This window comes from Anaerotruncus sp. (assembly GCF_057433415.1).
The window spans coordinates 1-11,806 of record NZ_DBMDHH010000071.1 but is presented as its reverse complement, the minus strand read 5'-3'; the positions used below and the strand labels follow the sequence as shown (position 1 = coordinate 11,806).

Below are 11,806 nucleotides of genomic sequence, written 5' to 3'. Positions count from 1 at the left end.
TCCCACGCGTCGGGACATATGGGGGCGGTCAATTCGGGGGTGTCCGCGGTGATCCCCATCTCCCGGAGCGCCGCCGAATTGACCGCCCCCATATGTCCCGACGCGTGGGAGATCAGCACGGGATTGTCCGGGGCGGCGCGGTCGAGCGCCTCCCGGCCGGGGTGGCGGCGCTCCTTCAGGTCGTTGTGGTCGTAGCCGAACCCGCAGATCCATTCGCCCGGCTTCACCCGGCCCTTTTCCCGGTAGTCCGCGATCCGTTTGACCACCTCCGCGATCTCCCGGCACCCCTCGAGGGATACGAGTCCGAAGGTCTGCGCGCAGGAGGTGATGTGGCTGTGCGGGTCGATGAAGGAGGGCATCAACGTGCGTCCCCGCAGGTCCGCGCGCTCCGCGCCCGGGAAGGAGGCCAGCAGCGCCTCCTTCGTCCCCAGCTCCCGGATGACCCCGTCCTCCACAAGCAACGCCTCGGCGCGTCCGCCGCCTTCGAGCGTGAGAATGTCCCCGCCGTAATAAACCGTCCGTTTCATACCGCGCCTCCTTTTTGGTTTCCCCACTATTCTACCACAGCGCGGTGGGAAAATCCAATCGAAAAGCCGCCCGGCGTCAGCCGGGCGGCCCGTCCGCTTTGGGTTATTGGAGCTGCGCCTTTCCGCCCACGGCGGCCGCGCATTTCCGGATCCGGGCGTACGCCTCCCCGTCCGAGTAGTAGTTCTTTCCGCCGAGTGAGAGCAGCGTCAGCGGCTGCGGGTCCTGCCCGTCGCGCAGGCGGTCCGTGTTGGGGTCGAGGTAGAGCTTCACCTCCGAGCCGTCCGCATAGGAGAGGGTAAGGCTCGCGCCGTCCGTCTCGGCCGCGCCGCCCAGCCGCCAGTCGGCGGGCACCGGGCGGAACCGCCCCAGCTCGCTCATCACGTAGGTGACGGGCGAGACCTCCTCATACCGGCCGCGCCGGGTCAGCGTCGCGGCGGTCATCTGCTTGCCGTTGCCGATCATGATGCCGATCTCCATCGGTTTTTCAAGCGCCAGCCGGTCGGCGGGCTCGGTGACCGTGAAGGGCGCGGACACCCGCAGGCTGCGGTTGCCGCAGCGCAGGAGCTTGACGACGCGGTACCGCGCCGGGACGAGCGTCTCCCCCACCTGGGAGAGGTCCACCTCGCAGGAGGCTTCGCTCCCAGCGGGCAGGACGCCCGCCCAGTCGTCGAACGCCCCGTCGAAGGGGACCGCGGTCCATTTGTCCTTCAGGTACGCCTCGAGCGCGAACACCGCGTCGAAGCTCGCCTCGTCCCCCGTGTTGTTCCGGATCAAAACAGAGAGCTTCTCGGTCCCTTCGGGGCAGCTCTCCTCCTCCGCCGCCATCTCGATGGGGATGAACCGCGCCACCGTCAGCTTTCCTCCCGACGCGCCGGACAGGCGCAGGTAGGCGGTGCTGCCGCCCGAATCGACGCTGTGCTCCCACTCGATGGCCGCCGAGGCATAGACCCGCTCGGTGATCCCGCGCAGGTCGTCCGCAAGGCTCCCGTCGCGTGTGCGGTCGACCGTGCAGAGGATTTCCTTTCCGTCGTAAGCGAGGTCGTAGACGATCGGCCCGCCCGCTTCCCCGTAGGAAGCGACGCGCACCGAGGCCGGCGTCCTGCTCTCCACCCCCGAAAGGAAGGTGTCGAGCTTTTCGCGGTTGCCCAGCGCGGATGCGCCTTCACGCGAGACGACGTCCCCGTTGGCGAGCGCCGTCTCGGCCGGATACTCCTCCGGCAGGTCGGAGAGCGCCATGCGGGTGCTGTCCGAAGCGAGGCCGAACTCAAAGGCATAGGAAGCGCTCCCCTGCTCCCACTCGGCCGCGACCTCATAGATATAGGACCCCGTGCCGGGGACCTCGATCCTCAGGTCGCGCAGCGTCTGCGTCTGGGGCTCCGCGCCAAAATTCCCGCGGTCGGAGAGGTCCCAGCGGCTGACGGTGACCCGGTCGGGACGCAGGCCGAAGGACAGGTCGATCCGCCCGACGCTCACGCGCCGCAGCAGGATCGGCATCCGGTAGCCCTCGTCGAGCGGGTGCGGCGCATCCGCAATCTCCTTCGAGCCGTCCCCATAGTCCCACTCATAACCGCCGGTCGCCGCCGTGGCGCGCTCCGCGCCGTAGGCCAGCGTCAGCTCCGGGAGCTCCTGCCGCGCGGGCGACGATTTGAGCAGCGCCGACGCGGGCAGTCCCGCGGATACAAGCAGGAGCAGCGCAAGCGCTGCTCCTGAAAATTTCCGTAAAAGCTTCATCCTGTTGTCCTCCCCCGGCAAAACGCCGCTCTCTGATGTGGGAAGCCTATTTCGTCTCGTCGTAGCGGATCAGCTCCACCCGGTCGCCGGTATAGTCGTCGATGCCGTAGACGACCGTGACGCCGTCCTGCGTCTCCCTGACCAGCTTCGCGTAGGTGTAGCCGCTGTAGGTGTTCTTTTCCTGGCCCTCGGTACGGGTGTTGTCCTCGTCGCAGTGGACGCGGAAGCCGTCAAAATAGAGGTCGCGGATGATCGGGCCGCCCCGGTCGAAATCCGTCACGCGGATGATGAGCTGCGTCCACTGCGCGGGGCTGGCCTGCTGCGCGTTCAAGAGCGCCTCGAGCGCCTGCACGTTTTCGATCCCGCCGCCGCTGATCACCACGTCCCCGTTCTCCGCAGCCTCCTCGGGCGTGTAGGGGTCGGGAAGCAGCCCCTGGTCGACCGGCAGGTGGGGCGGATGGGGCGCGTCGGGCGGGTAGAGCCGGATCGACGCGGCGATCCGCACCGCCTCGTCGAGGGTCATATCGTTGGTGAGCACCATATAGGAATACTGGTTGTCGTTCCACAGCACGAACTGGCTGCCGCGGTTATCCATTTTATAGGCGGTCTCGCCGCCCAGGTCGAACTCCTCGAGCTGGGAGCCCTCGGTGTTGATCGCCATCGTCCCGCTGCCGAGGATCGACTGCTGGAAGGAGATCATATCCCCCTCCGCGTTGGTGTAGGTCGACCAGTTGATGCTGTCGGCGAGCATCTGCTCGGTGAGGCGGAATCCGTCCGGCAGGTAGGCGGGCTGGTACTCGGCGAGGGTGAACTCCGCCACGCCGGCGGCGCCGTCGACCGGCTCGTAGGTGATGCTCGAGTACTCGGGGAACTTCTCCTCCACCATCTTGAAGAGGCCCTGCTTCCACGCGTCGACGCTCAAAACGCAGGCGGAAAAGCCGACCACGGCCGCCACCACGATCACCGCGGCGCGGCGCGCAAACGCGGTCATCCGCCGCTGCCACGGGCTGCGTTTCTCCGCCCGGATCATCCGCCGCATCCGTTCCTCAAATTCTCCGGAGAACACATGATCGAGCTTTGCGTCGTCCGGAAGCCGCGCGAGCATTCGTTCGCGCGCCTCGCCGAAAGCCTTTTCCAGCAGGTCGTCATGAAGCTCTGTCATATGTTCACCTCCTCCGTCAGGAGCTCCTGCTCCAATTTCTTTTTTGCGCGCTGAAGCCGCTTTTTGACGTTTTCCTCGCTCAGGTTCAGCATCGAGGCGATTTCACCCGTCGAAAAGCCGTTGTCGTATTTCAGCATCAGCACGCTTCTGTAACCCTCCGGCAGCCGGTCGATCAGGTCCATCAGGTGCATGTAGCCCTCGCGCGACTCCACCTCGTCCACCGGGACCGCGGCGGTATCCGCCGTCCAGTTTTCGAGCTCGTCGAACGAGACCACCGCCTTTTTCTTGCGGCTGTTATAGAGGTTGATCGAAATGTTCCTTACAATTATAACCACAAAGCTTTTGGTTTGGGGACACTCCACCTCGCCAATATTTTGCATGTGGTCGAGGATGCGCAGGAAAGCCTGGTGCACCGCGTCCTCGGCGAGCTGCGGGTCGTGCAGGATGCTGTTCGCCGTATAGAACATCACCTGGCGGTAGGTCAGGTAGACCTGTTCAAACTTCGTCCGCTCCCGCTCGCTGTCGAGCGCGGCCAGATACACCAGCATTCCTTCACCGCCCTTTCCTCCCGTGGATTATACCGAAAAAAGTATACCATACCTTTCCCCCGAACAAAAGGCCCTCCGCCGAATTTCCGGGCGGCCCCGCCGCGTTCAGTGCTCCCGGATGTACTTCTTCAGCTCGGAAAGCGGGATCGCGGGGCTGAAGAGGTACCCCTGGTAATATCTGCACCCGAGCGCGCCGAGCGCCTCAAGCTGCGCGGGCGTCTCCACATACTCCGCCACCACGCGGAAGCCGAGCGATTCGGACAGCCGCACGATTGTGGAAATGATCTCCCCGGTGCGGGGATTGTCCGTCATTTCCCGCACGAGCGAGCCGTCGAGCTTGACCATGTCGAACTGGCTGTCCTGGAGGTAGAGCATCGAATTGTGCCCCATGCCGAAATCGTCCATGATGATCCGCGCGCCCGTCTCCCGCAGCGCCGCGAGCCGTTCGGTCATCTGCGGCGCGCCGGACAGCGCGTCCTGTTCGGTCAGCTCCACGCCGAGCCTCCCCGGCGGGATGTGGTAGCGTTCGATCGCCTTTTTCACGAGCTCCGGCGCGCCGGGCGCTGTCAGCTGCCCGGCGGTCAGGTTGCAGGAGATCTCCAGCTCCCGGCAGCTCCATTCGCTGAGCGCCGCCAGGTCGCGGCAGGCCGTGTCCACGACGAACGCGGCCAGCTCGTCCGCGAAGCCGCCCTCCGCCGCCAGCGCGACCGCGAGCGGCGGGTAGACGAACCCGCCCGGCCCATGCTCCCAGCGCAGCAGCGCCTCCGCGCCCCACACGCGCCCCCGCGCGTCGGTCTGGGGCTGGTAGTGGAGCTGCACGCCCCCGCTGCGCAGCGCGTAGCGCAGATCCTCCGCCAGCAGCTTCGCCATCGAGCCGAGCTGGCCGCCGCGCGCCAGCAGCGCCGGGCGTTCGCCCGCCGCCTCGCAGGCCCGGACCTCCCCGGCCAGCCGCTCCATCTGCTTTTCCAGCGACCGCAGCTGGCGGGCCTGCGCGAGGCGCACAAAGGGCAGGTAGATGCCCACGCCGACCGCGAGGTTCACCAGCTGGAGCAGGCTCCCCGCGACCGACCCGGTCGCGGCGTAGCCGCTCAAAAAGATCGGGGTCGTCCATTCGACCGTGTGGATCGCGACAGGCACCAGCCCCGCCAGCGTCGCCAGATAGCTGATGACCGTCAGCACGAGCGGCGTGCAGAGGAAGGGCACCAGGTAGATGGGGTTGAGCACGATGGGGACGCCGAACATTATCAGCTCGTTGATGTTGAAGAGCACCGGCACAAGCGCCATCTTGGAGAGCCCGCGGACGTTTTTGCGCCTGTCGCACAGGAAGATGGCGACGACCAGGCAGAGCAGCGTCCCGCAGCCGCCAAAGAGCACGAAGGTGTCGAAAAAGGTCTTGGTGGCGATCTCGGTGGGGGCCTGCCCGGACGCGAGCCGGGCAAGGTTCACGTCCATGCCCGCGCGGAAGACCTCGTGCGCGACCCCGTCGAGCACGTTGCTCCCGTGGATGCCGAAGAACCACATCAGATGCATCAGCAGGATGAAGAGCAGCCCGCTGTCCAGCCCGCGCCCCATCCGCAGGAAGAGCCCCTCGAACCAGCCGGAAAACGCCACCGAGTAATCGGCGCCCCCCAGCGCGCGGGTGAGCAGGACGCCCAGCAGGGCGAAGAGGCCGATCACCAGGCAGGCGGGCACGATCGCGGAGATCGACCGCTGGAAGGCGGAGTCCGAGCCGTCGGTGTAGGAGCGCATCCGGATGGAAAACCGCTCGGACAGCAGAGTGAAAAGCGCGCAGCTGGCGATCGTCACCACGATCGCGCCGAACAGCCGCGAGCTCTCAAAGGCCGCGAAGGCAAAGCCCTCCGGCCCGTAGGTGAACGCGAGGTAGGCGCAGAGGCTGACGAAGGGGAGGGTCCCCCGGTGTCCGGCGGGCGTCTCCTCCTCGTAGCTGTAGCTGATCGTCAGCAGCATGATCAGCGAGATGACGCCGAGCGTCGCGTCGCGCACCACCGTCAGCAGCAGCCGGAGAGACCCGCTCCACAGCCCGTCGAGCAGCGTCTGCCAGCCGCCAACCGGGAGGCTCAGAAGCAGCAGCGCAAAGGAGCCCACCAGGATTTCCGGAATGGCGAGCACCATTCCCCGGCGGACCGACGTGAGTATTCGATTGTCCTCGATGCCCCCGTAGAGGCGTTCCAGGACGCTGGGCGACGATTTCACCGCGTTCACCGTCCGATCTCCAACGCCGCCGCTCCGGCGCGCGTCGGCCATTTAATCTGTGTGTCCGGGGGCGCCGTCCCCGGGTCCCCCGTGGTAAAGGACGATCCCCGCCCCATAAAGCGCCATATCCGCCTTTGGGAACAGCGCGTCAAACCCGGGCCATGAAACACGGGTCAGGTCTCCGCTTTTACCAGCAGCACCACCGCCTCCACGTGCGCGGTGCGCGGGAACATGTCGACCGGCCGGCAGCGGACCGTCTCATACCCGAGGCGGGCGAACACGGCGCAGTCGCGGGCCATCGTGGCGCTGTTGCAGGAGACCATGACGACCCGCCCGGGAGCCATCCGCGCGACCGATTCGAGCACCGCCTCCTCGCAGCCCTTGCGCGGCGGGTCGAGGATGACCACGCCGGGGCGGATCCCCTCCCGCGAAAGGCGCGCGGCGGCTTCCGCCGCGTCGGCGCAGAAGAAGCGCGCGTTGGAAATGCCCGCGCGGCGCGCGTTGGCGACCGCGTTTTCCACCGCCTGCGGCACGACCTCGACGCCGATCACCTCTTTGCAGCGGCCCGCCAGCGAGAGCCCGATCGTGCCCGCGCCGCAGTAGAGGTCGATCACCGTCTCCTCCCCGGTGAGCGCGGCGAAATCGGCGGCCACGCCGTAAAGCCGTTCGGCGCCGGGGCTGTTCACCTGGTAGAAGGACTGGGGGGAGAGGTCGAACTCCACCCCGCAGAGCACGTCGCTGATCTGTCCCTTCCCATAGAGGACGCGGGTCTCCCGCCCGAGGATGACGTTGGTCGGGCGGTCGTTGACGTTGAGGACGATCGATACGATCCGCGGGTCGCAGGCGCGCAGGCGCTCGACCAGCTCCCGCTCGTGCGGGAGGCGGTCGCCGTTGACGACGAGGCAGACCATCGTCTCGCCCGAACGCTGCCCGGCGCGCAGGTAGACGTGGCGCAGCAGCCCGCCGCCCGCGGCCTCGTCATAGACGGGGACGCGGCAGTCCCGCAGGTAGCCGAGCACCGTCTCCAAAATCCGCGCGAAGCCGGGCGGCTGGAGGCGGCAGTCGTGGCAGTCGATCACCTCATGGGTGCGCGGCGCGAAAAAGCCCGCCGCAAGCTTCCCCTTCTGCATCCGGACGGGGTACTGCGCCTTGTTGCGGTAGCCCTCCGTCCGGGGCGACGGCAGGATCGGCTCCACTTGCAGTTCGATCCCGCCGATGCGGCGCAGGTTCTGCTGGACGAAGGCCTGCTTGTAGCGCAGCTCCGCCTCGTAGGAGACGTGCCGGAAGACGCAGCCGCCGCACCGGCGGCTCACCGGGCAGTCGGGGAGGACGCGGTCGGGCGAGGGGGTCAAAACCTGCTCGATCTTCCCGAAGCAGTGGGTCTTGTTGACCTTGACCAGCCGCACCAGCAGCCGGTCCCCCACCGCCGAGGCGGGCACGAAAACCGCCATGCCGTCCAAATGCCCGACGCCGCTGCCTTCATGGGTCATATCGGTGACGTCGAGCGTCACCAGGTCGTTCTTCCGCGGCATCCGCCCACCCCTTTGCATTTCGGACAATCTATGCTATACTCATCCTGTATTTTCCGTTGAATTCGCCGGCTCTCCGGATATTGTATCACAGTTTTTGGGCGGGTACAACCGGATTCTCCCGCGCCGATTGTGTTGCCCCGGTGAAGCCGCGTTGACGGCAGTGTGAATTTGTTGCAGTAAATCGCGGAAAAAGCCGCACCTATTGATCGGTATGCCGGAAGGGGGTGGCACTTTGGAAACCGCCGCGCGGGCCAAAAACGGCCCGAAACCCATGATCAGCGTGCGCCATCTGCGCAAGGTCTACCGCATCGGCGATGAAAAAGTCGTCGCCCTCGCGGACATCAACCTGGAAATTTTAAAGGGGCAGGTCGTCTGCATCGTCGGGACCTCCGGTTCCGGTAAATCCACCCTGCTCAACCAGCTCGCGGGGCTTGAAAAGCCTACCCGCGGCTCGGTATATATTGGAAAGACCAACATTTCCCGCCTGTCGGAAAACCAGCTCGCGATCTTCCGGCAGCGGTTTTTGGGCTTTGTCTTCCAGTCCTATAACCTCCTGCCAACCATGACCGCGCTCGAAAACGTCTCCCTGCCGATGATCTTCAAGGGGGTCTCCAAATCGAAGCGCAACAAGGCGTCGATGGCGATGCTCGCCGCGGTGGGGCTCAAAAAGCGCGCCCACCACAGGCCCACCCAGATGTCGGGCGGCCAGCAGCAGCGCGTGGGCATCGCGCGCGCGTTCGTCTCGCGGCCGAAGGTGGTTTTCGCGGACGAGCCGACCGGCAACCTCGACACCCGGACGACCATCGACGTCATGCGCATGATGGTCCGGTTCGCTCGCCGGTACCAGCAGACGCTCATCATCGTTACCCACGACCCCGAGATCGCCGACTACGCCGACCGGGTCATCACCCTGATCGACGGCGCGATCACCTCGGACGTCACCCATACGCCGATCTACGACGGGACCGCCGACGCGGATTCCCTGCCGCCCGAATCGGTGCTTCCCGAGGAGCCAAAGCTCCCGGAAGGGCCCATCCCGGCCGAGGAGGAGGAGCTCCCCCTGCCGCCCGACGACGAGCCGCTGATCCTTCCGGACGACGGGGACGCGCCCTGTGCTCCGCCGCCCGCCCCGGCGGCCGCTGAAGAAGAAAAAGGAGAACTGCCGATATGAACCATCTTTCCAGCCGCGTGATCTCCCTCGTGCTCGCCGTGATCTTCCTCTTTTCGGCGGCGGGCATCTCCTTTGCCACGCTTTTCCGGGGCACGACCGTCTACGCAGAGGAGGGCGATACCGCCGGCACCACCACGCAGGTGGAATCCCAGGCGCCGAAGGAGGAACCCGACGCGGTGCTCTCCTCCTCCCGGGCGGGCAGCCGCATGCTTGCCGCCGCGAACGAACCCAAAACAGGGGAAGGGACCGACACCGGCGATAAAAATGACGAACAGGATTCCTCGCCGAATGAGTACAGCATCCAAGGCGTCGAGTTCTGGCTTGGCGGAGAGCGTAAACAGGAAGTGTCCAGCGGTCAAACCGTTGATCGAATGGTCATCACCATCGTCGACACCCGGTTCAGCTACAAGGACTACAAGGACCTTTCCGGCGGCGAAGGCGACAGCGATGAAGTGCGAAACAAAAACTTTTTTGCCAGCCTCAATTCGGAAAACTTTAAATCGAATTCCGAACCCTCGTTTGTATTCAAGGAGGGAAAGAATGACTCTGTCTATTACACGGTTACATATACAAGCGTTCGATACACCGGGGAGAGCAAGACCCTGCGCCTCTCAGTCTCCTACCCGCCCGAATGGGGCATCGGCATGACCGATTTCAGCAAGGAGCTCAACGAGCTCAAGGTGAAATCCCCCTCGAGCGAGCGGGAACACAACAAGAACGACGACGATGACGACGACTCCTCCAGCCGCCCGGATATCGCGCCGCCCACTCCGACGCTGATCGTGTCGGAGTTCGACTACGGCGGCGCGAGCGTGGCCGCGGCCAGCGACTTCTCCCTCAAGCTGCGTTTTACCAACACGAGCAAAAAGCTCCCGATCGACAACATCGTCATCAAGATCACGGTGCCCGAGGCGTTCACCCTCAAGGGCTCCTCCAACACCATCTACCTTGAAAAGATGTCGCGCGAGTCGTCGATCGAGCGCACGATCGCGCTGTCGGTCAAGCCGGGCGCGGAACCGATCTCTCACGCGATCAAGCTCGACTTTGCCTATGAGGCGGTCATCGACGAGGCGCGCAAGCAGCTGACCTCCGAGCAGGAGATCAGCATCCCCGTCACCCAGCTCGACCGCTTCACCCTCAACCCCGTCGAGGTCCCCTCCGAACTCTATGTCGGGGACGACACGAGCATCGAGGTCTCCTTTGTCAACAAGGGGAAATCCCCCATCTACAACGTCTCCGCCGAAATCGCCGGCAACATCGCCCAGCCCGGCCAGCGCCAGTTCATCGGCAACATCGAGGCCGGCAAGGAGGATTCCGCCGATTTCCAGCTCGGCGCCCTGGAGGGCGGCGAGGTCAAGGGCGAGATCATCATCACCTACGAGGACGCGAACATGCACGTCACCGAGATCCGCGAGCCCTTCACGACGACCGCGATCTCCTTCTCGATGCCCTCCGACGACGGCATGGACGCGATGAACCCGATGGACGAGATCCCCGAGGAGACGCCCTGGTACCAGACGATTCCCGTCTGGGGCTGGATGGTCGGCGGCGTGGTGCTCATGATCTTCGCGGCCTTCCTGATCAGGCTCATGCTCGCGCGCCGTAAGGAGGACGAGGCCTTCCTGGAGGACGACGATGAAGATATCTGATATGATTTCCATGTGCTTTGGAAATCTCTTCCGCCGAAAGATGCGTTCCATCCTCACCGTGGTCGGCGTGGTGGTCGGCACCTGCGCGATCGTCGTCATGATCTCCCTCGGCCTCGGCATGAACCTCCAACTCGAAAACACCCTCGCGCAGATGGGCAGCCGCCTCACCACCATCAGCGTCTACAACTACCGCTACAGCGGGATGGGCGAGGGCGACGCCGCCGTCATGGACGACAAGGCGGTCGAGCAGATGCAGAACCTCCCCGGCGTCGAGGTCGCGACCCCCATCTATTCCCCCGGCCTCCAGGCGCGCATCTATGCGGGCAAGGACGACCGCTACCAGATGGAGCTGTGGGACATCACCGGCATGTATGCCAAAGCCATGCCCAAAATGGGCTACACGCTGCTCGAGGGGGAATATCCCACGGGGCCGCAGACCGAAAAGAAAAAACCGATCTATGTGGTGGTCGGCGAATACACCGGCTACAGCTTCCAGGACAACAAGAAAAAATTCGACAACTACCGCTGGCCCGAAACGGATGAAAACGGCGAGCTCAAGCAGAAGCCGTTCGTCGACATCATGAACGACGAGCTCATCCTGCGCAGCAACAAGCAGGACGAGGACGATCCCGACAGCACCCAGTTCTCCCGCGAGATCAAGCCGGTCGGGCGGGTCAAGCAGGACTACGACAAGGGCTGGGAGACCTCGCAGGGCATCATCATGGACATCGAGGACATCAAGTGGCTCGAGGCGGAATACAACCGCGTCAACAAGATCAAGACCAGCACCCGCAACAACAAGGGCTACAGCAACGTCACCGTCAAGGTCGCCACGATGGAGGATGTCGAGCCGGTTCAGGAGGCCATCAAGGCGATGGGCTTCGAGACGAACTCGGCCGAGGACGTGCGCAAGCCGATGCAGGAGCAGGCCCGCCAGCAGCAGATGTTCCTGGGCGGACTGGGCGGCATCTCCCTGCTCGTCGCGGCTATCGGTATCACCAATACGATGATCATGTCGATCTATGAGCGGACCCGCGAAATCGGCGTCATGAAGGTGCTCGGCTGCAAGGTCAAGAACATCCGCTCCGTCTTCCTGATGGAAGCCGGGGTCATCGGCTTTGTCGGCGGCATCATCGGCGTCATCCTCAGCTATTTCATCTCCTTTTTGATGAACTACTTCAACTTCTCCTTCGGCGGGGACAACAGCGGCATGTCGATGCGCTATATGGGCTACTACGGGGGCGGCGGCGAGCAGGCCGCCGCGCAGGTCT

9 protein-coding genes are annotated in these 11,806 nt (G+C 64.7%); 3 read left to right on the top strand and 6 right to left on the bottom strand.

Annotated features, from left to right (window positions below):
- From ACZO3G_RS13525 to rlmD, 6 genes are all read right to left on the bottom strand, one after another.
- Nucleotides 1-527: amidohydrolase family protein (locus ACZO3G_RS13525; protein WP_486847340.1), on the bottom strand; the 527-nt coding region annotated here is incomplete at its 3' end.
- A 103-nt stretch (nucleotides 528-630) separates the two neighbouring features.
- Nucleotides 631-2,259, bottom strand: a complete 1,629-nt coding sequence (locus ACZO3G_RS13520; RefSeq protein WP_276870135.1) for an immunoglobulin-like domain-containing protein — start codon at nucleotides 2,257-2,259, stop codon at nucleotides 631-633.
- A 46-nt stretch (nucleotides 2,260-2,305) separates the two neighbouring features.
- Entirely contained in the window at nucleotides 2,306-3,421 is a 1,116-nt protein-coding gene (locus ACZO3G_RS13515) for a DUF4367 domain-containing protein (protein WP_101550002.1), read from the bottom strand.
- Entirely contained in the window at nucleotides 3,418-3,969 is a 552-nt protein-coding gene (locus ACZO3G_RS13510) for an RNA polymerase sigma factor (RefSeq protein ID WP_276870137.1), read from the bottom strand. The genes ACZO3G_RS13515 and ACZO3G_RS13510 overlap by 4 nt, the downstream gene beginning before the upstream one ends.
- A 105-nt stretch (nucleotides 3,970-4,074) precedes the next feature.
- Nucleotides 4,075-6,192, bottom strand: coding sequence for a PTS sugar transporter subunit IIC/EAL domain-containing protein (locus ACZO3G_RS13505; RefSeq protein WP_276870139.1), 2,118 nt, complete (start codon nucleotides 6,190-6,192; stop codon nucleotides 4,075-4,077).
- Between the two features lie 164 nt (nucleotides 6,193-6,356).
- Nucleotides 6,357-7,715 (bottom strand): 23S rRNA (uracil(1939)-C(5))-methyltransferase RlmD, encoded by a 1,359-nt coding sequence (gene rlmD / locus ACZO3G_RS13500; protein WP_276870142.1) that lies wholly within the window; start codon nucleotides 7,713-7,715, stop codon nucleotides 6,357-6,359.
- A 232-nt stretch (nucleotides 7,716-7,947) separates the two neighbouring features.
- Between rlmD and ACZO3G_RS13495 the strand changes: the two genes are divergently transcribed.
- From ACZO3G_RS13495 to ACZO3G_RS13485, 3 genes are all read left to right on the top strand, one after another.
- Entirely contained in the window at nucleotides 7,948-8,886 is a 939-nt protein-coding gene (locus tag ACZO3G_RS13495; RefSeq protein ID WP_353960864.1) for an ABC transporter ATP-binding protein, read from the top strand.
- On the top strand, nucleotides 8,883-10,535 hold the full coding sequence (locus ACZO3G_RS13490) for a COG1361 family protein (RefSeq protein ID WP_276870144.1): 1,653 nt from the start codon (nucleotides 8,883-8,885) through the stop codon (nucleotides 10,533-10,535). Before ACZO3G_RS13495 ends, ACZO3G_RS13490 begins: the two co-directional genes overlap by 4 nt.
- On the top strand, nucleotides 10,522-11,806 hold a 1,285-nt coding region (locus ACZO3G_RS13485; RefSeq protein WP_486847339.1), incomplete at its 3' end, for an ABC transporter permease. The genes ACZO3G_RS13490 and ACZO3G_RS13485, both read left to right, overlap by 14 nt.

Coding starts and splice junctions, on each gene's coding strand:
- ACZO3G_RS13490 (WP_276870144.1), top strand. CDS start 8,883: ATGAACCATCTTTCCAGCCGCGTGATCTCCCTCGTGCTCGCCGTGATC.
- ACZO3G_RS13515 (WP_101550002.1), bottom strand. CDS start 3,421: ATGACAGAGCTTCATGACGACCTGCTGGAAAAGGCTTTCGGCGAGGCG.
- ACZO3G_RS13520 (WP_276870135.1), bottom strand. CDS start 2,259: ATGAAGCTTTTACGGAAATTTTCAGGAGCAGCGCTTGCGCTGCTCCTG.
- ACZO3G_RS13510 (WP_276870137.1), bottom strand. CDS start 3,969: ATGCTGGTGTATCTGGCCGCGCTCGACAGCGAGCGGGAGCGGACGAAG.
- rlmD (WP_276870142.1), bottom strand. CDS start 7,715: ATGCCGCGGAAGAACGACCTGGTGACGCTCGACGTCACCGATATGACC.